Annotated in this window: 26 protein-coding genes, 1 pseudogene and 2 riboswitches; of the genes and pseudogenes, 14 read left to right on the top strand and 13 right to left on the bottom strand. The window is 63.8% G+C overall.

The genetic code is table 11. The annotated features are described in order from the left end of the window. The first annotated feature begins 143 nt into the window (after positions 1–143). The 3 genes from ACQKEK_RS06680 to cobF are packed head-to-tail and all read left to right on the top strand — an operon-like array spanning position 144 to position 2,642. A complete protein-coding gene (locus ACQKEK_RS06680) occupies positions 144–1,157 on the top strand; it encodes a magnesium chelatase ATPase subunit I (RefSeq protein WP_499141700.1) in 1,014 nt (337 codons plus the stop codon). Continuing rightward, a complete protein-coding gene (locus ACQKEK_RS06675; RefSeq protein ID WP_499141699.1) occupies positions 1,139–1,837 on the top strand; it encodes a vWA domain-containing protein in 699 nt (232 codons plus the stop codon). The genes ACQKEK_RS06680 and ACQKEK_RS06675 overlap by 19 nt, the downstream gene beginning before the upstream one ends. A 34-nt stretch (positions 1,838–1,871) precedes the next feature. Then, positions 1,872–2,642, top strand: a complete 771-nt coding sequence (gene cobF, locus ACQKEK_RS06670; RefSeq protein ID WP_499141698.1) for a precorrin-6A synthase (deacetylating) — start codon at positions 1,872–1,874, stop codon at positions 2,640–2,642. A 24-nt stretch (positions 2,643–2,666) separates the two neighbouring features. On the opposite strand, the gene ACQKEK_RS06665 is transcribed toward cobF, so the two are convergent. From ACQKEK_RS06665 to cobG, 5 genes and pseudogenes are all read right to left on the bottom strand, one after another. Then, positions 2,667–3,317 (bottom strand): energy-coupling factor ABC transporter permease, encoded by a 651-nt coding sequence (locus tag ACQKEK_RS06665; RefSeq protein ID WP_499141697.1) that lies wholly within the window; start codon positions 3,315–3,317, stop codon positions 2,667–2,669. 36 nt (positions 3,318–3,353) lie between these two features. Then, positions 3,354–3,553: riboswitch (cobalamin riboswitch) on the bottom strand. Positions 3,554–3,597: 44 nt separating this feature from the next. Next, entirely contained in the window at positions 3,598–5,268 is a 1,671-nt protein-coding gene (gene cobJ / locus ACQKEK_RS06660; RefSeq protein WP_499141696.1) for a precorrin-3B C(17)-methyltransferase, read from the bottom strand. A 44-nt stretch (positions 5,269–5,312) separates the two neighbouring features. Continuing rightward, on the bottom strand, positions 5,313–6,062 hold the full coding sequence (locus ACQKEK_RS06655; protein WP_499141695.1) for a precorrin-2 C(20)-methyltransferase: 750 nt from the start codon (positions 6,060–6,062) through the stop codon (positions 5,313–5,315). After that, complete coding sequence (locus tag ACQKEK_RS06650; protein ID WP_499142219.1) at positions 6,059–6,685, bottom strand: precorrin-8X methylmutase; 627 nt, start codon at positions 6,683–6,685, stop codon at positions 6,059–6,061. Before ACQKEK_RS06650 ends, ACQKEK_RS06655 begins: the two co-directional genes overlap by 4 nt. A gap of 9 nt (positions 6,686–6,694) precedes the next feature. Further along, a pseudogene (gene cobG, locus ACQKEK_RS06645) lies at positions 6,695–8,011 on the bottom strand (precorrin-3B synthase); the annotation flags it as partial. A 100-nt stretch (positions 8,012–8,111) separates the two neighbouring features. Next, positions 8,112–8,312, bottom strand: a riboswitch (cobalamin riboswitch). Between the two features lie 73 nt (positions 8,313–8,385). Here cobG and cbiE point away from each other — a divergent pair. Genes cbiE through ACQKEK_RS06630 form a run of 3 tightly spaced genes read left to right on the top strand, consistent with a single transcriptional unit; the run spans position 8,386 to position 11,104 of the window. Beyond that, a complete protein-coding gene (gene cbiE / locus ACQKEK_RS06640) occupies positions 8,386–9,591 on the top strand; it encodes a precorrin-6y C5,15-methyltransferase (decarboxylating) subunit CbiE (protein ID WP_499141694.1) in 1,206 nt (401 codons plus the stop codon). Next, positions 9,588–10,334, top strand: a complete 747-nt coding sequence (locus tag ACQKEK_RS06635; protein WP_499141693.1) for a cobalt-precorrin-6A reductase — start codon at positions 9,588–9,590, stop codon at positions 10,332–10,334. Before cbiE ends, ACQKEK_RS06635 begins: the two co-directional genes overlap by 4 nt. A gap of 53 nt (positions 10,335–10,387) precedes the next feature. Continuing rightward, positions 10,388–11,104, top strand: a complete 717-nt coding sequence (locus ACQKEK_RS06630) for a (2Fe-2S) ferredoxin domain-containing protein (protein ID WP_499141692.1) — start codon at positions 10,388–10,390, stop codon at positions 11,102–11,104. A 103-nt stretch (positions 11,105–11,207) separates the two neighbouring features. Here ACQKEK_RS06630 and ACQKEK_RS06625 read toward each other — a convergent pair whose 3' ends face one another. Beyond that, positions 11,208–11,948 carry a substrate-binding periplasmic protein gene (locus ACQKEK_RS06625; RefSeq protein ID WP_499141691.1) on the bottom strand — a complete coding sequence of 247 codons (741 nt, stop codon included), beginning with the start codon at positions 11,946–11,948 and terminating at the stop codon, positions 11,208–11,210. Positions 11,949–12,151: 203 nt separating this feature from the next. Here ACQKEK_RS06625 and ACQKEK_RS06620 point away from each other — a divergent pair, with 203 nt between their 5' ends. Then, positions 12,152–12,994 (top strand): SDR family oxidoreductase, encoded by an 843-nt coding sequence (locus tag ACQKEK_RS06620; RefSeq protein WP_045424236.1) that lies wholly within the window; start codon positions 12,152–12,154, stop codon positions 12,992–12,994. Here ACQKEK_RS06620 and ACQKEK_RS06615 read toward each other — a convergent pair. Next, on the bottom strand, positions 12,991–13,425 hold the full coding sequence (locus tag ACQKEK_RS06615) for a VOC family protein (protein ID WP_499141690.1): 435 nt from the start codon (positions 13,423–13,425) through the stop codon (positions 12,991–12,993). The genes ACQKEK_RS06620 and ACQKEK_RS06615 overlap by 4 nt on opposite strands. Positions 13,426–13,499: 74 nt before the next feature. Then, a complete protein-coding gene (locus ACQKEK_RS06610; RefSeq protein ID WP_499141689.1) occupies positions 13,500–14,174 on the bottom strand; it encodes a hypothetical protein in 675 nt (224 codons plus the stop codon). 286 nt (positions 14,175–14,460) lie between these two features. On the opposite strand from ACQKEK_RS06610, the gene ACQKEK_RS06605 reads away from it, so the two are divergent. The 4 genes from ACQKEK_RS06605 to ACQKEK_RS06590 all read left to right on the top strand — a co-directional run bounded on the left by ACQKEK_RS06605 (position 14,461) and on the right by ACQKEK_RS06590 (position 17,608). After that, on the top strand, positions 14,461–14,934 hold the full coding sequence (locus tag ACQKEK_RS06605) for an NYN domain-containing protein (RefSeq protein ID WP_128120768.1): 474 nt from the start codon (positions 14,461–14,463) through the stop codon (positions 14,932–14,934). Between the two features lie 152 nt (positions 14,935–15,086). Then, a complete protein-coding gene (rhlE1, locus tag ACQKEK_RS06600; RefSeq protein WP_499141688.1) occupies positions 15,087–16,412 on the top strand; it encodes an RNA helicase RhlE1 in 1,326 nt (441 codons plus the stop codon). A gap of 177 nt (positions 16,413–16,589) precedes the next feature. Next, positions 16,590–17,300: an AzlC family ABC transporter permease gene (locus ACQKEK_RS06595; protein ID WP_499141687.1), complete on the top strand. Its 711-nt coding sequence runs from the start codon at positions 16,590–16,592 to the stop codon at positions 17,298–17,300. Next, positions 17,297–17,608: an AzlD family protein gene (locus ACQKEK_RS06590; protein ID WP_499141685.1), complete on the top strand. Its 312-nt coding sequence runs from the start codon at positions 17,297–17,299 to the stop codon at positions 17,606–17,608. The genes ACQKEK_RS06595 and ACQKEK_RS06590 overlap by 4 nt, the downstream gene beginning before the upstream one ends. A 15-nt stretch (positions 17,609–17,623) precedes the next feature. Here the strand turns inward: ACQKEK_RS06590 and ACQKEK_RS06585 are convergent, their stop codons facing one another. The 3 genes from ACQKEK_RS06585 to ACQKEK_RS06575 all read right to left on the bottom strand — a co-directional run bounded on the left by ACQKEK_RS06585 (position 17,624) and on the right by ACQKEK_RS06575 (position 21,059). Continuing rightward, complete coding sequence (locus ACQKEK_RS06585) at positions 17,624–18,865, bottom strand: TIGR03862 family flavoprotein (RefSeq protein ID WP_499141684.1); 1,242 nt, start codon at positions 18,863–18,865, stop codon at positions 17,624–17,626. Between the two features lie 136 nt (positions 18,866–19,001). After that, on the bottom strand, positions 19,002–20,000 hold the full coding sequence (locus tag ACQKEK_RS06580) for a YrzE family protein (RefSeq protein WP_499141683.1): 999 nt from the start codon (positions 19,998–20,000) through the stop codon (positions 19,002–19,004). A 138-nt stretch (positions 20,001–20,138) separates the two neighbouring features. Then, the gene (locus ACQKEK_RS06575) at positions 20,139–21,059 is read right to left on the bottom strand and encodes a histone deacetylase family protein (RefSeq protein WP_499141682.1); all 921 of its coding nucleotides are present in this window, start codon (positions 21,057–21,059) and stop codon (positions 20,139–20,141) included. 65 nt (positions 21,060–21,124) lie between these two features. On the opposite strand from ACQKEK_RS06575, the gene ACQKEK_RS06570 reads away from it, so the two are divergent. From ACQKEK_RS06570 to ACQKEK_RS06560, 3 genes are read left to right on the top strand one after another with little or no spacing between them, the layout of a single operon-like run. After that, positions 21,125–21,736 carry a GNAT family N-acetyltransferase gene (locus ACQKEK_RS06570; protein WP_499141681.1) on the top strand — a complete coding sequence of 204 codons (612 nt, stop codon included), beginning with the start codon at positions 21,125–21,127 and terminating at the stop codon, positions 21,734–21,736. Between the two features lie 46 nt (positions 21,737–21,782). After that, the gene (gene tesB / locus ACQKEK_RS06565; protein WP_499141680.1) at positions 21,783–22,652 is read left to right on the top strand and encodes an acyl-CoA thioesterase II; all 870 of its coding nucleotides are present in this window, start codon (positions 21,783–21,785) and stop codon (positions 22,650–22,652) included. After that, positions 22,649–23,242 carry an HAD family hydrolase gene (locus tag ACQKEK_RS06560; protein WP_499141679.1) on the top strand — a complete coding sequence of 198 codons (594 nt, stop codon included), beginning with the start codon at positions 22,649–22,651 and terminating at the stop codon, positions 23,240–23,242. Before tesB ends, ACQKEK_RS06560 begins: the two co-directional genes overlap by 4 nt. Before the next feature lie 130 nt (positions 23,243–23,372). On the opposite strand, the gene trxA is transcribed toward ACQKEK_RS06560, so the two are convergent. Together trxA and thpR are read right to left on the bottom strand one after the other, a co-directional pair. Beyond that, positions 23,373–24,242, bottom strand: coding sequence for a thioredoxin (gene trxA / locus ACQKEK_RS06555; RefSeq protein WP_045424268.1), 870 nt, complete (start codon positions 24,240–24,242; stop codon positions 23,373–23,375). 91 nt (positions 24,243–24,333) lie between these two features. After that, positions 24,334–24,864, bottom strand: coding sequence for an RNA 2',3'-cyclic phosphodiesterase (gene thpR / locus ACQKEK_RS06550; RefSeq protein ID WP_499141678.1), 531 nt, complete (start codon positions 24,862–24,864; stop codon positions 24,334–24,336). Between the last annotated feature and the right edge of the window lie 27 nt (positions 24,865–24,891).

Here is a 24,891-nt window from a genome sequence, read left to right as displayed (position 1 = left end):
GTGGCGTAACCCGCCATCGCTGCAGCACGTGCCATCGCGTGGTGGGTTACGCGGCGCGTCACGATCGCTTGCGTATCGTTGTCCCGAGTTCTGCGCCGCTAACCCACCCTACATATTCCTCTTTGCCCCTACGGATGCCTTCCATGCCCGATAGTCACTTTCCCCTGGCCGCCGTGGTGGGTGCCGACGATCTGAAGTTGGCCCTGTGTCTGGCCGCGATCGATCCGGCGATTGGCGGGGTGTTGATCGAAGGCCCTCGCGGCATGGCCAAGTCGACCCTGGCGCGCGGGCTGGCGGACCTGCTGCCGAGCGGCCAGTTCGTCACCTTGCCGCTGGGCGCCAGTGAGGAACGCATCGTCGGCTCGCTGGACCTCGATGCCGCATTGGGCGAGGGGCGCGCCGAGTTTTCCCCCGGCTTACTGGCCAAGGCCGATGGCGGCGTGCTCTACGTCGATGAGGTCAATCTGTTGCCGGACCATCTGGTCGACCTGTTGCTCGATGCAGCCTCCAGCGGCGTCAATCACGTCGAACGTGACGGCGTGTCCCATCGCCACGCGTCGCGCTTCGTCCTCATTGGCACCATGAACGGAGAGGAAGGCGAGCTGCGTCCGCAGCTGCTCGACCGCTTCGGCTTGAACGTTGCGCTTGATGCCCAGCCGCAGCCCGCCCAGCGATCGGAAATCGTGCGCCGGCGGCTGGGTTTCGATGCCGATCCCGACGGATTCCTGTCCAGCTGGTCGGCCGAGCAGGAGGCTTTACGCGCGCGCTGCCAGAGCGCTCGGACACTCTTGCTGGACATCCCGCTGGACGATGCTGCACTGGAGCAGATCAGTCAGCGCTGCTTTGCAGCTCAGGTTGATGGTTTGCGCGCGGATCTGGTCTGGCTGCGCGCGGCCCGTGCTCATGCGGCCTGGCGCGCCTCGGCTCGAATCGAGGATCAAGACATCGAGGCCGTCGCCGGTTTCGTGCTGCGCCATCGTCAGCGCCAGGCAGCGCCTCCTTCATCGACTCCGCAATCACCGCCCCCACGCGAGCCTGACCAGCCCGGCGCGCCTCGGCAGCAAAACGAGGGAGCAGGTGACTGGGGGCAGTTGCCGGCCCTGGCACAGCCCGTTGGCGCTCGTCGAGAGCCGCCGCAATGGCCAAAAAAGTCCTGAGCATCCGCCCACCCAGCGCCCGCGGCGCGGATGCACGAGCAGCACCGGGCAGCCTGAACGGTGGTCGGCAGGGCGCCGCTCGCAGTGGTGCAGCGGGACGGATCGACTGGGCAGCCACCTTCTTGCTCAACGGGCGACCGCAACGCCGTGAAGATCTGGTGATGCGCCCCCGCAGCCTCCGGGCAAGCGAGCTGTGGCTGGTGATCGTAGATGCTTCGGGCTCGACGCGTCGACATGGCGCGCTGAGCAAGGCCAAGGGCCTGCTCGGTGAGGTCTTCGAGCAGGCACGGCGTCAGCGTGTCCGCTTGGCCCTGATGCAGGCCAACGGAACGCGCGCCGATTGGGTGTGGCCGGGTCGCAAGGTTTCAGCTGCACAGCAGCAATGGCTGGCTGATCTTGGTGCCGGAGGCGGTACGCCGTTGCTGGACGCACTGCAGCAGGCGGCGGATTGGCAGACGCGTCGACAACGCCTGAAGCCCGCCGAGCAGCATCGACTGCTGATCCTCACGGATGGCCGGCTGCGTGACGCTGGGGCTCTGAACCCGACCCGTTGCCCGGCGCTGCTGGTGGATATCGAGAGCTCGCCTATTCGCCTAGGTAGGGCACGGCAATTGGCCGAACAACTGGGCGCGGAGTATCGACACATCGATACGCTCGCGGCCCTCAATGACAAACTTTGAACAACAAACCCTGAGCGCAATGGAGCCGGAATCCGTGAAAACCCTATTGATTATCGGCATTGGCGCAGGTGATCCCGACTTCATGACGGTTCAGGCAATCAAGGCGCTGAACCGTGTCGACGTGTTTTTTCTGATGGACAAGGGCGCCTCGAAGGACTCGCTCATCCACCTGCGCAAGCACATTTGCGAACGCTTCATCGAAACGGCGGGGTATCGCTTCGTCGAGGCGGAATGCCCCGAGCGCGTTCGAGGCGTCGCTGATTACCGGGCCAGCGTCGTCGACCTTAATCAGGACAAACAGCGGGTGTTCGAGCAGATGGTTCACCACGAACTGGCCGAGGGCGAGGTGGGCGGTTTTCTGGTCTGGGGCGACCCGGCGCTGTATGACAGCACGCTGCGTATCGTCGAGGACATCGTGCAAGCCAGTCCGGAGCCCATCACCTACGAGGTGATTCCGGGCATCACCAGTCTGCAGGCGCTAGCGGCCCGGCATAAGGTCTGCTTCAACAGCATCGGCCAGGCCTTTCAGGTCATGCCGGCCCGGCGACTGGCCGAGGGCTTTCCCGAGGGGCTTGATAGCGTGCTGGTGATGCTTGATGCGCGGGACACCTATTGCCTGTTCGTCGATCAGGAGATGGATATCTACTGGGGGGCGTATGTCGGCACCGCGGATGAAGTGCTGATTGCCGGAAAGGTAGGGGAGGTTGCGGAAGAGATCCGCAGCACCCGCGCCGCGCTCCGCGAGCGGCATGGCTGGATGATGGACAGCTACCTGTTGCGTCGCCGCAGCGCTGACGAGGACTGATCGTCAGCGCTGGGCTTGGCCTGATCAGGCGGTCGCGAGGGTTTTGACCGTGGTGAAGCGGCTGATCAGCGGCTTGTCCGCAAAGCGCTTGAGCGTGCGTACGACCAGGCAGGTAAACAGCGGCTCAAGCAGCACCAGGGGCAGGTAGGACACAGCGAACATCGCCCAATTCTGCAGCGGCGTGGGTTCGTTACCCAGGGACAGCCAGAAGCCGACCATCAGCACCACGCCGCCGTAGAAGGCCGCGTCGAACTTGACGACTTCTGCCCAGCGAACCACGCGCCCGCCTTGGGCGAAGAAGTGCCGGCCAAGCAGGCCATGGGCAGCGATCAGCGGCAGGATCAGCGACAGTGAGTTGACCGCCAGGTGCACCAGATCGGTCGGTTCGAACAGCAGCCCTTGCAGCAGCAAGCCAATGGCGAATCCGAACAGCGTCGGCACGAAGCCGAAGATCACGTACACCGCCGACGCGCCTACGAAGTGCAGCTCCGACGCGCCGACCGGCATGTGAAATACCTCCATGAATATGGAGAAGAACAGCGCGGCGAGCAGGGTCTTGATCCAGATGTCCGGCCGCCACATCAGCTTGGGCAGGAACACCGCCAATGTCGAAACGGCAGCAGCGTTGGCAAAGACGATTTTTGCGGCGTTGAGTACGCCAGGTTCGATATGCATCGTTCTCCCTCCGAGGGATGCGGGTTGAAAGGCGCCGGGATCGGCACGCTGATGGCAGGTCTCCTGGCTCGCGGGTCGTCGTGCACCTGCGTCTTCCCAGCCGATCAGGCCAGTGACTTCATTGCAGGTGAACTCGCCGTTCACAGTTGCGGGGGCAGCGCAGGAATAGCCCTGAGGCGTACCTGCTTCCCTCTTGCCTCTGCCTTTGGGGCAGAACCATCAAGCGTCGCTAGGGTAATTGGTTTGCCTGTATTGAGCACGTCTAAAACGCGGGCTCGGTTCAGGAGGCCGGATAGCTTCTGGGGGTGTAGACCCAGTCGCCTCCGCCCGGCTTGGCGAACCGGCAGGTCTGCGATGAGCCGATGATGACCAGCGTGCGCATATCCACTTGTTCGGGTCCTAGTTCACCAAGCGTGGTGACGGTCAGCATTTCGGCTGGTCGCCCTACATCGCGGCCCAGCACTACCAGGGTTTCCGGGCTGCGCTGTTGGCGGAGAATCTCCAGCGCCCGGCCGAGCTGCCAGGGTCGTGCCTTCGAGATGGGATTGTAGAAGGCCATCACAAGATCGGCGGCCGCGGCGTGCTCCAGGCGCTTTTCGATCATCGCCCAGGGTTTGAGGTTGTCCGATAGTGAGAGCAGGCAAAAATCGTGGCCCAGCGGCGCACCGACTCTTGCCGCGGTCGCCAAGGCTGCAGAAACGCCCGGCAGGATTTGCAGATCGACCGCATGCCAGCGCGGGTCGCTTGATGCATGCAGCGCTTCCAGTACCGCGGCAGCCATGGCAAACACGCCGGGATCGCCGGATGAGATCACCACGACCCGACGACCAATGGCGGCGAGCTCGAAGGCGTGGCCCGCGCGCTGCAGTTCCTCGCGGTTGTCGCTGCTGTGGCTGACCTGGCCTGGCCGTAGCGGGCCGGCCATGCGGATATAGGTTTCGTAACCGAGCAAGTCTTGCGCCTCGTCCAGCGCCTGCCGCGCCGCAGGCACCATGAACTCGGGTGCGCCGGGACCGAGGCCGATCACCGTCAGGCAGCCGCGCGGCTGCCCAATCTTCTCAACCTCGATGAGCCCATCTGCCATTAACAGACGCACGCGCTGGCTGCGGCTGTGCTGCGGCGGCAGCTGTTCGGCGTCATCGCTGTAACGGATCGGCAGGTCCAGTTGGCTGGCGACCTGTTGCAGTTCGGCGCTCGTAATAAGGTCGGGCGGGGCGATCAGGCAGGCCAGGCTATGCGGGGATAGACCAGATTCATCAATCAGCTGCTGCACTTCCGCATACAGTTCCGGGCCGCCGTGTTCGATATGGATCGCGACCTGCCGGGGGTGAATGCTCAGCGTGGAAGCGTCGTCCTGCCTGAGCGGGCTGACGGTCACCCGGTGTTTCGCATTCGGGTCGAGTGGCAGGCTGAGTTCATCCAGCCAGGGCGCAGGTCCTTCGACCCGCACCGGCGCACCTGCCAGGAGATCGCTGACGAATCGCTTGCCTTGTTCCAGATCCGCCAGCACGTAGCCGGGCGGAGGGGAGAGCAGGCAGGCGCCGAAGCGCAGCTCGCCGCTGGTGGTGATGGCCGGGTTGACCTCCAGCGCGTCGGCGATCTCCCGGGCCATCCGGTTTACGCCTGCCAGGCCGCCGAGCAAGGGCACCACGGCGCTGCCATCTTCACCGACCACCAGTACCGGAGGCTCGTCGCCCTTGTCGCCGAGCACCGAGGCCAGACTGCGAATTACGATGCCGGCCGCGCAGAGCGCAATGATCGGCGTGTTGGCTCGATAAAGCGCGCGCAGGTGTTCGCCGAAGTTTTCGTACGGCCTGTCGACCTCGTCCGTGCGGCCTCGGAGCCCGTGGACCTGCGCCTCTGGGTAGAGGCGCTGGATCCGTCGGGCGGTTTCGAGGGCGGAGGCGCCGATTACGACGATGGCGGGTGCTGGGGTGGCGGGGCCGGGCATAGTGCATCCAATAAATCAGGGAAGACGGGTGATGAGGAAGGCTTCTAGCCGCGCCATTTCTCGCCAGGAACGAGGATCATCGAGAAGTACGGGGACGACATCGGCTCCACTTCATCGAGCGGGACGATTTTCTGGTTGGCCATGGTGGCCCGTTCGACGTAGTGCGCACGCTGCTCAAGCCCAAGCTCCTGCAGTACGCGACGGACCTTTTCGAAATTGCGCCCGAGTTTCATGATCACCGCCGCTTCGGCGTCGCGAAGGCGTTGCTTGAGTTCCGGCTCCGGCAGCACGCCGGACAGCACCGAAAGGCTCTGATTGCGGTAGACCAGCGGCGTGCCGAGCACCGAGGTACAGCCCAGCATCGAGCAGACGCCCGGCACAACCTCGACTGGATAATCCGCCGCCAGCCGGTCGTGCAGGTACATGTAGGAGCCGTAGAAGAACGGATCGCCTTCGCAGATCACCGCCACGTCGCGCCCGGCGTCGAGTTCAGCGGCAATTTGCACCGCGCAGGTGTCGTAGAAATCGCTGATCACATCCTCGTAGGAGAACGGCGGCGCGAGCTTTTCGGTGGTGACCGGGTAGACCAGCGGCATGCGCTGCTGGCCGTCGGTCAGGTGCTGCTCGATGATGCCGAAGGCGTTGCCGCCCTGGCCCTTGCTGGCTTTTGCCTTGGCCACGAAATACCCGACCACAGCCGCGCTCTGCAGCAGGCGCAGGGCTTTCAGCGTGATCAGTTCGGGATCGCCCGGGCCTACGCCCAGGCCGATCAGCCGTCCTTTGCCCTCCATCATTCCACCTCCGTGGCAAGGGCGTTGACCGCGGCCACCGCCATCGCACTGCCGCCGCGCCGACCGCGCACCACCACGTAGGGCACGCCGCGGCTGTCCGCCGCCAGCGCATCCTTGGATTCCGCCGCGCCGATGAAACCGACCGGCATGCCGATGATCAGCGCAGGCTTGGGCGCGCCGGCATCGAGCATTTCCAGCAGGTAGAACAGTGCGGTCGGGGCATTGCCGATCACCACCACGCTGCCTTCCAGATGCTCACACCAGTGCTCCAGCGCCGCCGCGGAGCGGGTATTCCCGAGCGTCTTGGCGAGGTCTGGCACGCCGTCGTTGTGCAAGGTGCAGATGACCGGATTGTCCTTTGGCAAGCGCGGCCGGGTGATGCCTTCGGCAACCATGCGGGCATCGCAGAGGATCGGCGCGCCGGCCTGCAGCGCTGCACGACCGGCCGCTCCGGCACCGGGAGAGAAGGCGAGATCGCTGACGATGTCGACCATTCCACAGGCGTGGATCACCCGCACGGCGAGTTTTTCCATGTCAGGCGGAATCGCACTGAGGTCGGCTTCTGCCCGAATGGTGGCGAAGGAGCGCCGGTAGATTTCCTGGCCGTCGCGGATGTAATCAAGCATGGGTGCGTCCTGTTGCGTGATGCTGGCGAGCCATGCGCCCGCTTGGTCGATGGTCATAGGTGAGGCAAGTGGTTGACCGAAGCCGGCCATACCCGCCGCGCGCTCGAACAGCTGGTATCGGTTGTCGCTCACGGCAAGCAGGGTGAAAGGTGCGACATGCGCGGCCGCACATGAGCGCGAGCAGCCGCTGAGATGTACCTGCGGGCGGGCGTCATGCTGTTGCAGGCAGGCCGCCAACTCTAGGGCATCGCTTTTGGTGTCGGCCAGCCCGCGCGCGCAGCCGGCCGAGCCGGTGCAGGCGATCAGGTTAGCCAGCGGGGCGGCGCTGCTGGTGAGCAGTCCAGCTTGTTGGAGGGCCGTGAGTACGGTGTCCGCCTCGTCGATCTGTACATCTGGAATCAACAGGCCCTGCCAGGGCGTGAGTCGCAGGCTGCCATCGCCGTGCACCCGTGCCAGTTCGGCGACGGCGAGGAACTGACTGGCGTCGATCCGCCCCAGCGGCGCGCTGGCCACAATCATTGCCAGCCCTGGCTGGCGTTGCGCGACGATGCCAAATGGCGCGTCTGCCGCTGGGCTCTGCCGTTGCCAATTGGCCGGCACGGGCGAAAGAACAATGGGCAGGCGCCCCTGTACCCGACGCAATAGTTCTTCGGCCGGGATGGACTCGAGCAACTGGCGGATGCGGCTCTGCTCCGGGCCAGCGCACTCAAGAAAGGTCAGCAGGATCGCTTCGACCAGCTGCACGGCGTCGGTCGCAGCGACCATGCCGATAGGCTTGTCGGTCGGATAACCCGCCAGCCCGAACACCAGCTGCTGCGGGGTGCCGGGAAGGGCGCGCAGCCAGAGGTCATGGGCGTGCTCCAGCATGCACAGGCTTTCGCCGCCATCGAGCTGAATGGCGAACTTGGCGGACAAGGCGTGCAGCGCTCGGTTGTCCTGTAGCAGGGTTAGCAAGTCTTCGGCCAGGGGGCGGGTGTCCATGTGCTGCTGGCGATCCAGCCCGGCAGCGGGGCTCAGCATGAGGTTTCGCACGTCGTCAGCGTCGGCAACCGAGGGCCCGAGATTTGCGTCCAGCATTGCGCGGATCAGCGCTTGCTCGGCGTCGGCCCGTACCCCGCGAATCTGCAGGTTGCTGCGGTTGGTCAGCTCGAGCACGCCGCTGGCATGGTGCTGAGCCACTTCGGCGATCACGCGCGCCTGATTCGCGGCAAGCGCGCCGCCGGGTAGCTTGATTCGGCAGATGCCGCCGTCCAGCGCCTGCACGATGCGCAGCAGGCCAGGGCACGCGCTGGGGCGTGGAACGGGCAGTTCAGTCATGGAAGGCATGGTCGCGCACGGTGTCACCTGAAACTAAAGACGCGGCGACCAGACCGGCAGAGTTTGGTGAACTCTGTTGGCATCGGTACACCCCGCCCGATGTTGGCACTCGCGACCAGCGTCGTCGGCAGGTCTCCTGGCTGACAGGTCATCATCATCCGCGGCCTTCCCGGTTTCCCAGTGGCATGCGTGCGGAGGATTCGCTGTTTACAGTTGCGGGGGCAGCTCGGTCACGATCATGAGATCGCTCCGTATTCCCTCTTAGGCCCTTGGCGTAGTCGCGGCGGGCACCGACGAAGGCGCTATTATGCCCGCTTTGCCCGACGACGCGACAGCCAAGCCTGTCGCCTGACGAAGGCTTGGCATAGTGATGGAGAGGCGGGATGACGCCCTGGTTGACGGTGGTGGGTATCGGCGAAGACGGCTGGGCCGGGCTCGGCGAAGCGGCTCGACAGGCGCTCAATGAGGCAACACGCATCATCGGCGGTGATCGGCAGCTGGCGCTGTTGTCCGACAATCTGCAGGGCCGGGGAGAACGCTGGCCGAGCCCGTTCAGTCTTGACCCGGTCCTGTCACGCCGGGGCACCCCGCTGTGCGTATTGGCAAGCGGCGATCCGATGTTCTATGGCATCGGCGCCACCTTGGCGCGACAACTGGATGCCGCTGAGATGCGCGTGTTTTCAGCGCCGTCGTCCGTATCTCTGGCGGCGGCGCGCCTTGGCTGGCCATTACAGGAGACGGAGGTCGTTTCCCTGGTCGCGAGGCCGCTCGCGGCGCTGAACGCCCGGATGTTTCCCGGTGCCCGCCTGTTGATCCTGTGCAATGACGGAACGAGCCCCGCGCAGGTGGCGCAGTTGCTGGCGAGCCGCGGTTTCGGCGCAAGCCGTTTGACCGCGCTTGAGCATCTGGGCGGAGCAAAGGAACGCCGCCTGGACTCACTCGCCACGGAATGGTCCTTCGATGCCATCGCCGATCTGAATCTGCTGGCCGTCGAATGCATGCCCGACGCGGATGCCCAGTGCCTGCCGCTCACACCCGGTCTTGCCGATCACCTCTACCGACACGACGGCCAGCTGACCAAACGGGACGTGCGGGCGCTGACCCTGGCCCGCCTCGCACCCATGCCCGGCGAACTGCTCTGGGATGTCGGCGCCGGCTGCGGCTCTATCGGCATCGAATGGATGCGTGCTCATCCCAGTTGCCGCGCCATCGCGGTAGAGGCCGATGCGGGGCGTCAGGCCCATATCGAACATAACCGCGACGCGCTTGGGGTTCCCGCATTGAAATTGGTGGCCGGTCACGCGCCGGAGGCATTGGCCGACCTTCCCGAGGCGGACGCGATCTTCATTGGCGGGGGCGTCACGGTTCCGGGTGTGATCGAACATTGCTGGGCCAGCCTGAAGCCCGGTGGCCGGCTGTTGGCCAACGCCGTGACCCTGCAGAGCGAGGCGCTGTTGATGAGCTGGCGTGAACGCATTGGCGGCGAGCTGACCCGGGTGTCGGTGGCACACGCCCAGCCGCTTGGCGGTTTCGACACCTGGCGTGGCGCGCTGCCGATCACGCTGCTGCAGGTCGAGAAACCGCGATGAAACGCATCCTGCTGCTCGGCGGTACGGGCGACGCTTTGCGTCTTGCTCGCTGCCTCGGCCCATCCCATGTGTACAGTCTCGCCGGCCTGGGCCGCGTGCCCGACGACCTCAAATGTCAGGTCCGCGTGGGCGGCTTTGGCGGTGCGCAGGGCCTTGCAGGGTTCATCAAGGCCGAACGCATCGACCTGCTGGTCGATGCCACGCACCCCTACGCGGCGCAGATCAGCGCCAATGCAGCAATCGCGGCGGAGCAGGCCGGAATTCCATGCTGGGCCTTGCGACGGCCTGCCTGGGAAGCTAGCGAGGGGGACGATTGGCGCAAGGTAAACGACTGGGATGAGCTGATCGTGGCCATGAGCGCCTTCCGCCGGCCGTTCTTCACGCTTGGACGCGAGCCGCTGGCGCACCTACACGAGATTCCAAAACATCAGCACTGGACGGTGCGTTGCCTGGATGCTCAGCCGGCCGCTGATCGCGCGGAAATAATCGGTGACCGCGGCCCGTTCGATCTGGAACGCGAGCGCCAGCTGTTCGAACGGTTGAGTTGCGACGTACTGATCAGCAAGAACAGCGGCGGCGATTCCACCGAACCCAAACTGCAGGTGGCCCGCGAGCGCGGCCTGCCGGTATTACTGCTGCGCCGGCCGATGCTCCCGGCAGTAACCCGGGAATTCATGCGCCGGGATGATCTGCAAACAGCGCTCATGGCTCTTGGCGTCATCACCGGTGGTGCTACCGCCTGATCGCTCACCTTCAGCTGTCGCTGCTAGACTGCGCGCCGCTAAGGAGAGAGCCAATGACTACCGCTGTTTCACCCTATGCACGGGTCCTGTTCGCCGGCCCCGATCTGTCCGCAGGTTCTTTCGCCGAAGTATTCCGAGCACGTCTGGCCGATCTGCGCGGCGAACAAGCGCTGCGGGACGTAATCGATACGGGCTCGGGCTACGGACTGCTCTGGCGGACGGTCCGCGAAAGCGGTCGGCCGCTATTGGTAATCGACCTCGAGCCGCAGAGCAGCAGCGCTCATCTCGACTGGCTGCGCAGCGAGCTTATGCAGCTCGAAGGCGCTGAACAGATTTTCGTAGCCAGCGCGATCGGTACTGCGGAGGCGCTGCCCGTCGAAGCGGCCTGCGCCCTGATCGACCGACCGGAGCTGCACCTGCCCTGTACCAATGTCGCGCCGCTTCCAGCCGTGCACGCCTGGTCGAAAATCCCTCTGCATGAGCATCGCGTGCTGCTGTGCAATGGTCCACGCTGCACCCGTCGCGGCGCCTTGCCGCTGTGGAAGGGGCTGCGGGAAAAGCTCAAGGCGGCAGGCAAGCTCGAATGCGAGGGCGGCGTGCACATCACCCGAACCCAGTGCCAGTTCCCGTGCGATCAGGGCCCGACGCTGAGCGTCTATCCGGCGGGCAAGTGGTACCGCGTGCGCAACGAGGCGGAGGTGACGCGGCTGGTCGACGAGCTGTTCGTTGCCGGGCGTGAGGTGCCCGAGTTGCTGATGCCGAATCAGTAACCAGGCGAGGCGCCTTGAGCAGCGGGCAGGACCTGGGAAACGCTCGGCAAAGACTGGAATGCGCCGGTACTGCCTTGGCGAGCGGCCTCGCCCTGGAACGCCGCTACTCCTCCGGCAGGCTCAGGTCTTCCCCGGCCGTCGTCATCTCGGCATAGGCTCGGTCCAGTGAATCGACGACCGCCTGGCTGTCTTCAGTGTGGCGGGACACGATAAAGCGAATGGCGACCTTATGCAGCTCTACATGGGGAAGCGCCTCCATGCCGAGGCGATTCAGGGCCTGGCTCACCGGAACCTCGTAGTCGAGCAGATAGTCCGCACGGCGGTGTTTCAACATCTCCAATGCTGAGGTATGGGTGGCCGTCCGGTGTAGGCGAATCTGCAGCTGCGGGTCGTGCAGCATCTGGTTCACCTGTGGCCAGTAGTTGTAGCCACCGATGATGATGACGCCGCGTTTGCGCAGGCTGCTTGGCATGGTCGGGCGTGGGGTGTCGGGCCGGTGATAGAGGTTGAGGCTGATTTGGGCGAGGGTTTCTCGGCCCTCCAGGGTGTCGGCTTGCAGCTCAGGTTTGCCCGGCGCGCCGGGCCAGATATCGACAGTGCCGTTCTGCAGGGCTGCGTACAGCCGGGCACTCGGCAGGCCGCGGAATTGCGCCTGAAAACCTGCGTGGGCGAGTACGCGCCGAGTGAGATCGACCAGGGGTCCGCTTGGGCGCCCTTGGGCATCGCTGTAAATGGCTGGGGGAAAATCGTAGTAACCGACGGTCAGGGTTCTCGGCGCCTCGGACGAGGCAACGCAAGGCCCCGCCAGAGCCGCTGCAACCGGTATCCAGAATAATCGCTTCAAGGTAATTCACTGCCCCTTGTGGTTCGCGCGTAGGCAAAGCATGGCGCGCCACGCGCCCGGCTGTCCAGAATGGACATTTGAGCGCCGACACACCGGCGCCGCGACCATGCCTCCAGCAGATAGAAAACAGGCTGGCTATGCTGAGGCTAGAGCGTACCGTGCCTATCGGGGTCGGTTACCCGGATGACTCGATGGAGAGGTCTATGTATCGCAAGGTATTCACCAGCAAGGTGTTTGATCGCAAAGTGGTGCTGATTACTGGCGGCTGTGCCGGCATCGGCCGTGCGCTGGCCGAGCGGATGGCCCAGGCCGGTGCCAGGGTCGTGATCTTCGACCTCGATCAGAACGCCATTGACGGGCTGGTACAGCACCTTACAGACCATCACAACGCTGACGCGCTAGGGCTGCGCTGCGATGTGTCGGATGCCGCTGCGGTGCAGCAGGCCATTGCGCTGGTGGTGGAGCGCTTCGGCGGTATCGACGTGCTGATCAACAATGCGGGTATTACCCATCGCAGCCGGGTCGCCGACACCAGCCTGGCGGTATTTGAACGGATCATGGCGGTCAACTTTTACGGCGCGTTGCATTGCACCCAGGCGGCCATGCCAAGCCTGGTCGCCCGTGAAGGACAGATCATCGTGCTCAGTTCACTCTCGCAATACGCGCCGGTGCCAGACCGCGGCGCCTACAACGCCAGCAAACATGCGCTGCATGGTTTGTTCGAAACCCTACGCAGCGAGCTGACCGATACCGGTGTCAACGTGATGCTGGTGTGTCCGGGGTACACCGCGACGGATCTGCGCAAGAACGTATTGATTGGCGATGGCTCTACCGCGCCACAGCCGGTTTTGACGGTGGGGCGCGTGGCGTCGCCGCAAGACGTGGCGGAATCCATCTATCAAGGCGCGTTGAAACGGCGACGGTTGCTGGTGCTGTCGAACCTCGACTGGCGGGCGCGGCTGGTGGCGCGCTGCTTCCCGCGCACCTTCGAGCACCTGCTGTTGCCGCGGCTGGCCGGTGCTCGGACTTCATCCGGCGCGGGCTAGGCGGTCGGCGCGTCGCTGTAGAGCTCTTGAGCCTGCTTCATGTCCCAATAGGCGGCCTCGATCTTGTGGCCGTCCAGGTCGCGCACGAAGCAGCCATAGTAGGGCTCGCCATATTCTTCACGCGGGCCGGGAGCGCCTTCATCCGTGGCTCCGGCAGCCAACGCGGCGCGATGAAACGCATCGACCGAGGCCTTGTCCGCTGCGAAGAAACCGATATGGGTGCCGTTCCCGATGCTGGCTGGTTGGCCATCGATCGGCGTTTGCAGCCAGAACTCAGGGTATTCACGCCCCCAGGCTATCGCGCCCGGATGGGCCATGATGCGCTTACACCCGAGCGTGCTGAGGATCTGATCGTAGAAGGCAGCGGCTTCATCGAAGCGATTGCTGCCGAGGGATACGTGGGACAGGATGCTGGGGTTCTGGTCGGTCATCGGTGCGGCCTCCTTGACGGGTGGAGACCAAGCCTAGTTCGTCAAATCGGGGTCTGCCGCCTTGCCGATCAACGTTATTGCTTCTGATCGCCGCCCGGTTCGCTGCAAAGCATGAAGCAGCGGAACAGCACCACCGTCGCCAACAGCTGCACCAGCCCAACCACACTGTCGACCACCACGGCGAGCGCTCCAGGCGCTGTCTCACCCGCCCAGAACTGTGCGGCCACCCAGGCTTCCAGAAGCCACAGCGGCACCAGCACGACGAGGATGCAGCCGAGAATCAGCAGAAAATGTCCACTGGTCTGCAGGAAGCTTTCCTTCAGTGCCGCCAGCGGACTCAAGCCGCGCATCACCAACAGGTATTCGGCAAAGGCGATCTTGACCATGATCCACAGCCCCGGCAGCACGAACAGCGAGGCGCCGAGCATGATCAGCAAGGTGCCCAGCCCAGCCAGTACCGCCATCGACGGCCATAGCGGCAATGCACGCCTCATCACCTCGCGCAGCGGCGGTGCATGACCGCGGCTGCGCGCATCGAGGAACAGGATCAAAGCGGCGATATACAGCGGGTAGAAGACGAGTCCGATCAGCAGCTCCTGTGCCGGCATGGCACCTTTGCCGAACAGATGGTTGATGGCCAGGCGGGCGAGGCTCTCCAGCAGAATCAGCGGCAGGCAGAGGCGTGCAATGGACAGCAAATTGCGCGAGTAGAAGAACCAGGCGTCACGGAGGATGGACAGGACATTCATCGCAGGGCGGCAACTCGTGGGAAAAACCAGGCGCGCACTTTAGCAGGCCGTTGGAAAAAGTAGGCGAGGCAGGCAAGACGAGGTGCAACGACCATCGCGAGTCAAAGCAGCCGAAGACGCAGAGGGTAGTGTTCTAAATCATTTGACCGGGCTGGCGATCCAGACTGTTTTTACGAAGCATTGCCAACGTCGTTTTCAATGGCCTGATGAGCCCAAACGACCGGCCGGCGACAGCCGCGCTATCGCAGTCCATACTGGCTGGCCATTCCTCCGCTCAGGTCATCGCGTGAAGAAGATCGCCTTGTTTGCCGACGTGCAGAACCTTTACTACACGGTGCGCCAGGCTCACGGCTGCCATTTCAACTACTCCGCGTTGTGGGCCGAGGTCAGCGAGCGCGGCGAGATCGTGGAGGCCTATGCCTATGCCATCGATCGGGGGGATGCCAAGCAGCAGCAGTTCCAGCAGATCCTGCGCAACCTCGGCTTCACGGTGAAGTTAAAACCGTATATCCAACGCAGCGACGGCTCGGCCAAGGGCGACTGGGATGTTGGAATCACCATCGACGTGCTGGACGTGGTGGGGCAAGTCGACGAAGTTGTATTGGCCTCGGGAGATGGCGACTTCGATCTGTTGCTCGACCGAGTGCGCGCTGGCGGCGCCGAGGCGACGGCCTATGGTGCGCCGGGCCTGACAGCCAACTCGCTGATTCGCGCGGCGTCGCGTTACGTGCCCATCGAAGGCAAGCTGCTGCTGCGATAGCGCTGTCGGCCCGTCACTTCTGGGGCTGCCGGTGCCGCATGTTCCATTCGGCGGCCAACGGTGGATGTAGAAAGCGACATCCACCCTACGCTCAGCTTCCTGCTTCCTTTCGAGTAAACTGCGCGCCTCGTTTTCCTCGTCCGGTTACCGTCATGACCTTCGCCTCTTTGGGCCTGATCGATCAGCTGCTACGCACCCTCGAATCGCTTGAATACACCCAGCCGACGCCGGTCCAGGCCAAGGCGATTCCGGCTGTGCTCAAGGGCCGCGACCTGATGGCCGCCGCGCAGACCGGCACCGGCAAGACCGCGGGTTTCGCCTTGCCGCTGTTGCAGCGACTGCTGCACGAAGGGCCGCAGGTGGCAAGCAATTCGGTCCGCGCACTGGTGCTGGTGCCGACCCGCGAGCTGGCCGAGCAGGTACACGAGAGCTTCAGAACCTACGGGCAGGACCTGCCGTTGCGCACCTATGCAGTCTACGGCGGCGTCAGCATCAATCCGCAGATGATGGCCTTGCGCAAGGGCATCGACGTGCTGGTCGCCACACCCGGGCGGTTGCTGGATCTGTATCGACAGAACGCGGTGAAGTTCAGCCAGGTGCAAACGCTGGTGCTGGACGAGGCCGATCGGATGCTCGATCTCGGCTTTTCCGAAGAGCTGGATGCGCTGTTTAGCGCGCTGCCGAAAAAGCGCCAAACCTTGCTGTTTTCTGCGACCTTCTCCGACCCGATTCGGCAGATGGCGCAGGAGCTGCTGCGCGATCCCCTGTCGATCGAGGTCAGCCCGCGCAATGCTGCGGCAAAAACCGTGAAGCAGTGGCTAGTGCCGGTGGACAAGAAGCGCAAGTCCGAGTTGTTTCTGCACTTGCTGGCGGAAAAGCGCTGGGGGCAGGTGCTGGTGTTCGTGAAGACGCGCAAGGGCGTCGACCAGCTTGTGGATGAGCTACAGGCGCAGGGCATCAGCAGCGATGCGATCCACGGTGACAAGCCGCAGGCTTCGCGACTGCGTGCGCTGGAACGCTTCAAGGCCGGTGAAGTGCAGGTGCTGGTAGCCACCGATGTGGCCGCACGTGGCCTGGATATCCATGATCTGCCGCAGGTGGTCAACTTCGACCTCCCCACGGTCGCCGAGGATTACGTGCACCGTATCGGCCGAACCGGGCGTGCGGGTGCGACAGGCGAGGCCGTGTCGCTGGTCGCCGCCGATGAGGTCGATCAGCTCGCAGCCATCGAGACGTTGATTCAGCAAGTTCTGCCGCGCCACGACGAGCCGGGTTTCGTCCCGGATCATCGGGTGCCGACCACCCAGCCGGGCGGGCAGATCATCAAGAAACCGAAAAAGCCGAAGAAGCCTAAAGAGTCGGCTGGCAAAGGCCGTGTTCATCTGGGCAACTGGTTCGATGAGAGCGAGAAACCCAACGCCAAGCCGATCCGCAAAGTGCCGAGCCTGGGCGGAACGAAGCCGACGAAAAAGCGCTGACCGAGGCGGGTGGCGCGCCGTGCGGGGGTGTCAGCTCGTTGCGTGTTTGTCGCATTGAGATGGCAACAGTGGATGAGCGCCGGTTTGCCTGATTGCTCGTTAAGCCGGGCGTCAGATTGAGAAGGCCTGAGGGTTTGCGTTTTTCATACATGCAAGACAGCACAGGAGAGATCGCTTTTGGCACACGCGCAAGCGGAGCTTCACTCACTTAGCCGAGCTGACGTATGGGCCGGGTTCAGGCAATTGACGCCGATCTCGCTATTCGTTGTGGTGTTTGGGCTGGCCTTTGGCCTGGCCGCGACGCAGGCGGGGCTGAACGACTATTCGATCCTGATGATGAGCGCGCTGGTCTTCGCCGGCGCCTCGCAATTCGCCTCGTTGGAACTCTGGGGCACGCATGTTCCGGTCGTTCCGCTGGTGGTCACCGTATTCGCTGTCAATGCGCGGCACCTGCTGATGGGCGCGACGCTATATCCCTATCTGCAGCACTTGCCGCCGGCGAAGCGCTACGCGGTGATGTTCGTTGTTTCGGATGCCAACTGGGCCATGTCCATGCAGGCGTTCAGTCTCGGCAGGCCGGGGTTAGGCATCTTGTTCGGCGGTGGTCTGGCGCTCTGGACGTTCTGGGTGTTGGGCACCTGGCTGGGGCTTTATTTCGGCAGCGCCATCCACGATCCGGTCAGTTGGGGGCTGGACATGGTCATGGGCTGTTTCCTCCTGGCGATGGTCGTCGGCGGCAAGAAGGATCTGCGGATGAGTGTGATCTGGGTCGTCGCGGGTGGCGCCTCGATGTTGGCCTACTGGTATCTGCCCGCCAATAGCCATGTGGTGGTCGGGGCGCTGGCCGGTGGTCTGTTGGGCGCGCTGTGGATGGAGAAACCGACATGACGCTGGAAACGGCGGGATCCGGCACGCTGATCGTCATTTTGGTCATGGCGGTGGTCACCCTGGTGACTCGCTGGGGTGGTGTGTTTGCGATGTCGTTCGTGCCCATCAGCCGCCGAACCGAGCAGTTCATCAGCGCCATGTCCGGTTCGGTGCTGGTGGCACTGCTGACACCCATGGCAGTCAACGGCGATAACGGTGCCCGGCTGGCTTTTCTCGCCACGGCGGTGACCATGCTGCTGCTGAAGAAGCCGTTGCCGGCCATCGCGGCTGGAATCATCGCCGTGGCGCTGTTCAGGCATCTGGCTTAAACGAGCGCCGTTCCATCAGGCGCTGGGCGGGTTAGCAATCCCCAACCAGCGCAGAATGCCCACCGCTGCCGCTCGACCGCTGGCGAAACAGGCGGTCAGCAGGTAGCCCCCGGTGGGGGCTTCCCAATCCAGCATTTCTCCCGCGCAGAACACGCCCGGCACCTGTCGCAGCATCAGTCCGTCGTCCAGCACCTCGAACGGCACGCCGCCGGCACTGCTGATGGCTTCGTCCAGCGGGCGGGGGCGCAGCAACTCGATGGGCAGGGCCTTGATCGCCTTCGCTAAACGCTGCGGGTCATCGAAGGCGTCAGCGGGCGCGAGTTCCCGCAACAATCCCGCCTTGACGCCATCAAGACCGAGTTGACGCTTGAGGTGCTTGGCCATGGACTGCGAACCGCGCGGTTTGGCCAAGGCGCGAATGATCCTCTCCAGCGAATGATCGGGTAGCAGGTCCAGCGTGACTGTGGTGCTACCGTTCTGCTCGATCGCCTGGCGGATCTCGGCGGACAACGCATACACCAGGCTGCCCTCGATGCCGGTGGCGGTTACGACGAACTCACCCTTGCGTGGCGCGCACTCGGCGAGACCGAGGCTGACGGTTTTCAGCGGCGCGCCCGCGAATTTTTCCTGCAGGTGCGAACTCCAGCCTGCCACCTCGAAGCCGCAGTTGGCAGGCCGCAGCGCGTTGACTGCAATGCCGCGACGTTCCAGCACAGGGACCCAGGCACCGTCGGAGCCCAGGCGTGCCCAGCTGCCACCACCCAACGCGAATAGCACTGCGTCGGCGTCGACGCTGATCTCACCCGACGGCGTAAGCAGACGCACGCTGCCGTCGGTGTTCCAACCCAGCCAGCGATGGCGTGTATGGATCCGCACGCCCGCATCGCGCAGGCGACGCAGCCAGGCGCGTAGCAGCGGTGCAGCCTTCATGTCCGAGGGAAACACTCGCCCGGAACTGCCAACGAAGGTGTCGATGCCCAGCCCGTGGATCCATTCGCGCAGGGCCTCGGGGTTGAACGCGTCCAGCAGCGGGCGCAGTTCAGCGGCACGCTCGCGATAGCGCGCCACAAATGGCTCAAAGGCCTCGGAATGGGTGATGTTCATCCCGCCGACGCCGGCCAGCAGAAATTTGCGACCGACCGAGGGCATGGCGTCATAGAGATCGACGGCAACGCCCGCCTGGCTCAGCAGTTCGGCAGCCATCAGCCCGGCGGGGCCGCCGCCAATGATCGCGACGCGAGATTGTGAGGTGGGCATGGCGAAAGGCCGTGGTTAAAAGGCGGCCATTCTAGCGGTTCGCGCTGCGAAGTCGCAGCGAGAGTGGAGTCGGGGATGGGCGGACGGGGCGTTGAGCGGACGAGAACCCCGGCGCATGGCGCGCCGGGGGTAGGGCTTAAACGGCGTCGTTCTGCTTGGGCTGACGGCGATAGCCGAACATGCCGGCAAAGCCTGCAACGGCACCAGTGATCAACATCATGATCAGTAGCGCCCAGCTGGCTTGCGATACACGTTTGGCGGCTTGTTCAGCCAGTTCACGGGCTTTTTGCTCCGCCTGGGCCTGCAGCTCTTTGAACTTCACATAGGCTTCCTGGTACTGCTGCTCGATCTGGCTGACCATTTGCTCGGCTTCCTGCTGGCTCATGTTGCCGCGCTCCTGTATCAGATTGACCATCGCTTCACGGTCGGCGGCATTCAGGGCTTCTTCACCTTTCTGCTGAATGCGGTCGATTAGTTGCGATATCTGCTCATCAGCCTGCTGAGGATTCTGCTGCGCTTGCTCTACGCGATTCTGAGCCTGCTGCTGAACCTGTTGGACGTCTTGCTCAAGGTTCTGCGGGGCCAGTTGCGGCTTGCCGGTCTGGCGCAGTGCCTTCTTGAGTTCAGCCTCGATATTGCTCAGATCGAGATTGATGTCAGCCTGCTTGACCTGCTGCTTGATCTCACCGCCGATGGCGGGCGCCATGGACGCAACACTGGAGCCAACCGCTTGCAAAGTCGAACCCGCCACGCTGGCTGTGCCCGAGACAGCCGAACCGACCAGGCTGGCAATCAGATACACCGTGATCAGAGTCGTGACAGCCCAAACCAGCAAGCCGTGCAGCATGCCGTGACGGGGCGCCATACGGCCCGCGATGTAGCCGCCTATGGCCAGCGATATGACACCGGCAAGCACCATCCAGATAATCGCGCCCATGCCGAGGCCCGCAACGGGGTTGTGTTCAGTTGCGGGGTCGATCGTGGAAGCGCCGATGGCGGTCCCAAGCAAGTGCAGCAGCAGCGAAACAGCCAGTGCCAATGCAATGCCGGCGAACACGGCACTCCATGACGCGTGGGGCAGGTAGCGGGTAAGAGGGTTGCGATAGGCAGTGGTGTCGCGGTCAGTTTCGAGCATTGGTGCATCCTCATTGTTATGTTTGCCAGTGCTTGAACAGCGATCCAGACGTGCCGGGACGGTTCATTCACACATAGAAGTGAGGGTTTCGCTGCCGTTTGAAGTTCCGCGCTGCGAGCGTTGGTGTGACCAGTGGTGTCAGCCCAGGCCGTGTCGCTGCCAGGCGTTCGCGGCGCTGATGTGCAGCTGCGCATGGCGCCGTGCGAGCAGTGCGCGGTCCTTGTCGTAGCCGCCACCGATCACGCCAACCACCGGAATGTCTCGCCCCAGACAGTGTTCGATCACCGCGCTGTCGCGCATGGCCAGGCCGTCGTCGCTGAGCTCAAGCAGCCCCAGCGCGTCATCACGGTGCACATCGACACCGGCGTCATAGATGACCAGATCCGGCTGATACAGTGGCAGCAGGTAGCTGAGCGTATCGTCGACGACTTTCAGGTACTCCGCATCGCCAAGGCCCGGCGCCAAAGCGATGTCCCAATCGCTGCGGGCCTTGCGCGTCGGGAAATTCTTTTCGCAATGCAGTGACACAGTGACCGCGTCCGGTACCTGCTCGAGGATCCGTGCTGTGCCGTCACCCTGATGCACATCGCAATCGAAGATCAGCACACGACCGACACGGCCGCTCTCCAGCAGCGAAAGGGCGATGATGGCCAGGTCGTTGAATATGCAGAAGCCGGAGGCATGATCGTGATGGGCATGATGGGTGCCACCCGCGAGGTGACAGGCCAGCCCGTGCTGCAAAGCAAGATCTGCGGCCAGCAGCGAGCCGCCAACTGCGCGTACGGTGCGCTGCGCCAGTTGCGGGCTCCAGGGCAGGCCCAGGCGGCGCAGTTCGTCGCGGCTCATGTCGCCGTTGCAGTAGCGCTCGACGTAGTGTCGGTCATGTGCGAGCGCCAGCATATCGGGCGGGCAGAGTTCGGGACGCAACAGCGCCGCATCCGTGGTCAAACCGCAATCAACGAGATGGTCGCGCAGCAGGCGGAACTTCTCCATGGGGAAGCGGTGTCCCGGCGGCAGAGCGGGGCTGTAATCGTCGTGAAAAACCAACGGCAAGGACATCGAATCGGGCCCATTGAGGTCAACCGCGAGTATGCAGCCGTTACCGAAATCTTCAAGGAAACAGCATGGACGAACCGATGGAACGTATTGAACTGGAAACACCGCGCCTGCGTCTGCGTGCCTGGCGTGATGGCGATCTCGATGCCCTGGTCGAGCTGTGCAGCGACCCGCTGGTGATGCGCTATTTCCCCGAGTTGCTGTCGCGCGACGAATGCGCGGCGGCGATGGCGCGCAGCCGGATCCATTTCGCGCGGTTCGGCTTCGGGTTCTGGGCGCTGGAGCTCAAAAGCGATGGGCGATTCATCGGTATGGCCGGGCTGGCCTGGAGCCGTTTGCAGCTGCCGTTCTGCCCAGCGGTGGAAATCGGCTGGCGGCTCGCCCATGAACATTGGGGGCAAGGCTTCGCGCGCGAGGCGGCAGAAGCATCGCTGGCGTGCGGCTTCGAGCGGCTTCAGCTTCCGGAGGTGGTGGCCTACACCGCGGCGATCAACGAGCCATCGCTGGGGGTGATGCAGGCGTTGGGCATGCGGCATGAACCAGCGGATGACTTTGACCATCCGATGATTCCCGAAGGGCATCCGCTGCGCCCTCATTCGCTGTATCGAATCACGCGGGATGATTGGGTAGCGCTTCGCCGACAAGCGCTACCAGTGGAGCCGCTTCTACGGAATCCGTAACATTGCGCGCCTGCCTCGTGCCTCGCATACATAAAGGAACTACACCATGAGCGACACCCTAGACACGCTGGTCAACCTCCTGTCGCTGGAGCGAATTGAAGAAAACCTCTTCCGCGGTGCCAGCCAGGACCTGGGCTTTCCCCAGCTGTTCGGTGGCCAGGTGGTCGGTCAGGCGCTGTCCGCGGCCAGCCAGACGGTGGCGCCGGAGCGTCACGTCCATTCGATGCACGGCTACTTCCTGCGGCCTGGTGATTCCCACCAGCCGGTGGTCTATGACGTCGACCGTGTGCGCGACGGTGGCAGTTTCACCACGCGCCGGGTCAGCGCGATCCAGAAAGGGCAGACCATCTTTACCTGCAGCGCGTCGTTCCAGGCCGACGAGAGCGGGTTCGAGCATCAGTTGCCGATGCCCGACGTGGTCGGTCCCGAGGACCTGCTCAGCGAGTGGGAACTGTTGCACAAACTGACGCCGCTGGTTCCGGCGCGTGTGGCAGAAAAGCTGCGCCGTCCGAAACCCATCGAGATCCGCCCGGTCACGCTGCAGGATCCGATCAACCCGCAGCCGATCGAGCCGGTCCGGCATATCTGGTTCCGTGCCGATGGCTCGCTGCCGGACAACCCGGCGCTGCACAAGTACTTGGTCGCCTACGCCTCGGACTTCAGCTTCATCGGTACCGCACTGCAGCCACACGGCGTCAGTTCTTGGAGCAAGTTCATTCAGCTGGCGAGCCTGGACCATGCCATCTGGTTCCATCGCGAAGTGCGCGCCGACGAGTGGTTGCTGTATTCCATGGACAGCCCCTGGGCCGGTAACGCGCGTGGTTTCGCACGCGGCAGTATCTTCAACCGCGCCGGGCAGCTGGTTGCCTCGGTAGCGCAGGAAGGTCTGATTCGCGTGCGCGAGGATTGGAAGTGAGCCTGGCCGATGCGCGGCACTGGGTGTTCGACATGGACGGCACCCTAACGCTTGCCGTGCACGACTTCCCGGCGATCAAGCGCGCCCTGGATATTCCTGAAGACGACGACATCCTCCATCACCTCGCCGCGCTGCCGGCTGAAGAGGCCGCGGGCAAGCGCGCCTGGTTGCTCGAGCACGAACGCGAACTGGCCTATGCCGCGACGCCGGCGCCGGGCGCCCGTGAACTCCTGCATACGTTGCGCGATCGTGGTTGTCGGCTCGGCGTGTTGACGCGCAACGCACATGAGTTGGCGCTGGTAACCCTGCAGGCAGTGGGCATGGGTGACTGCTTCGCCAGCGATGACATCCTCGGCCGTGACGAAGCGCCGCCGAAACCCGATCCGGGCGGGTTAATGCATCTGGCGGACAAATGGCGCATCGAACCCAGCGAACTGGTGATGGTGGGCGATTACCGCTTCGATCTGGAATGCGCCAAGGCGGCGGGTGCGCGCGGCGTGCTGGTCAACCTGCCGGAAAATCCCTGGCCGGAGCTGACCGAGCTGCACGCCCGTGATTGCTTGGCACTGCGCCAGTTACTCGAGGGCTAAGGGCGATCAATCACCCTCGGATCGGCATGCAAAGTTAGGGTCGCTCACGTTGTACCGATCCACGGTGGCGTCAGGCGGGACCCGCCGCTTGGATGTCAGTGCAGGCCGGGGCTCGCCCCATTCGCAGACATCAATAGAGCGCCTGGTACAGCTTGCGGCGGTAGGTGGTGACCAGCGGGTGGTCACTGCCGAGCAGATCGAATACTTGCAGCAATGTCTTGTGTGGCAGGCCGTCGGCGTAGCCGCGATTGCGTACGAAGAGCTTCAACAGTCCGTCCAGTGCCGCTTCGTGCTGCTGACGTGCCAGCTGCTGAATGGCCAATTGGTAGGCCGCCTCGTCATCTTCGGCGTTCTGCGCCAAACGGCTCTTGAGGTCGGCAACCTCGGGCAGGTCATTGGCCTGGCGCAGGAACGTCAGCTGCGCGCGGGCGCCAGCCAGTGCCTGCTTGTGTTCGTCGCCCTTTACAGCATCGAGCACCAGTTCGGCTTCGCCGAGCTCGCCACGTTCGGCCAGGCAGCGTGCGTAGAGGATCAACGCGACAGCGTTCTCGTTGTCTTCAGCCAGCGCTTGCTTGAGCAGCTCCTCTGCCTCACCAATGCGTCCCTCGGCGAACAGCGCTTGTGCGGTTTCCAGCGAGTCCGCTTCCGGCGCAGCGGGCGCTTGCACATGGGGCTCGAGCATGGCGCGGATCGCAGATTCCGGTTGCGCGCCGGCAAAGCCATCGACCGGCTGGCCATCCTTGAACAGCACTACGGTTGGCAGGCTGCGCACGCCGAAACGCGCAACCACGTCCTGCTCGATATCGCAGTTGACCTTGGCCAGCACGAGCTCGCCCTGATACTCCTCGGTGATCTTTGCCAGCAGCGGCATCAGCGCTTTGCAGGGCGCGCACCACTCGGCCCAGAAATCCACCAGCACCGGCTTATGAAAGGAGTTTTCCAGTACCAGCTGCTCGAAATTGGCGCTGGTGACGTCAAAGATGTAAGGAGTCTGGCTCATTGGAATTCTCGGAATGGGCGCATGCGAAATGAGGCGTGCATGTTAAGTGGGGGCGAGCCGATTCGGAAGCAAGGGCGGCGCTGATACCCGCTCAGCGACCGGGGGCCGCCAACGGCCAGCTCGCCAGTTCGCTGTAATGAACACCCGATGAGGTGTTTTCTGAGCAATAGAGGCCGAAGCGGCGCACCGGCCAATGGAATGCTGGTGGCTGGATATCCGGCAAGGCGTGAACCTGACGTGAAAGCGTGACGTGCGGCAGAAACGGCCGTGCGTCGAGCATGACGCCGTGTGTGGACAGCCCCGCGTGTAGCTGCTCGACCAGTTGGTTCAACGGCGACGGGCTCTGGCTGGGCATCAGGCAGGCGAAATCCTTGCCGATCGTCCGCAACTGATCGAGCCGCAGCGCAAAGGCATCGACGCGCACCTTTGCCGCAAGCTGTTTCAAGCCCTCGACGGAGGCCGCGGGCTGGTTACCGAGAAAAGCCAGGGTCAGGTGCAGGTTGGCCTGGGCGACGGGCCGACCCCCTACCTCTTGGCTGTCACGCCAGTTGCAGACGGCCTCAGCGAGGTCGGAAGGGCAGGCCAGGGCGAAGAACAGGCGTAATGGTTTTTCGGTCGGCATGTTTCCTCCTGACGGCAGGCGCTGCTT

Origin of the sequence: Pseudomonas sp. NPDC077408 (assembly GCF_050269105.1) — a bacterium.
In the GTDB taxonomy this organism is placed as follows: Bacteria; Pseudomonadota; Gammaproteobacteria; order Pseudomonadales; family Pseudomonadaceae; genus Stutzerimonas.
The sequence above is the reverse complement of the archived record's forward strand: the minus strand, read 5'-3'. Positions and strand labels throughout refer to the sequence as shown.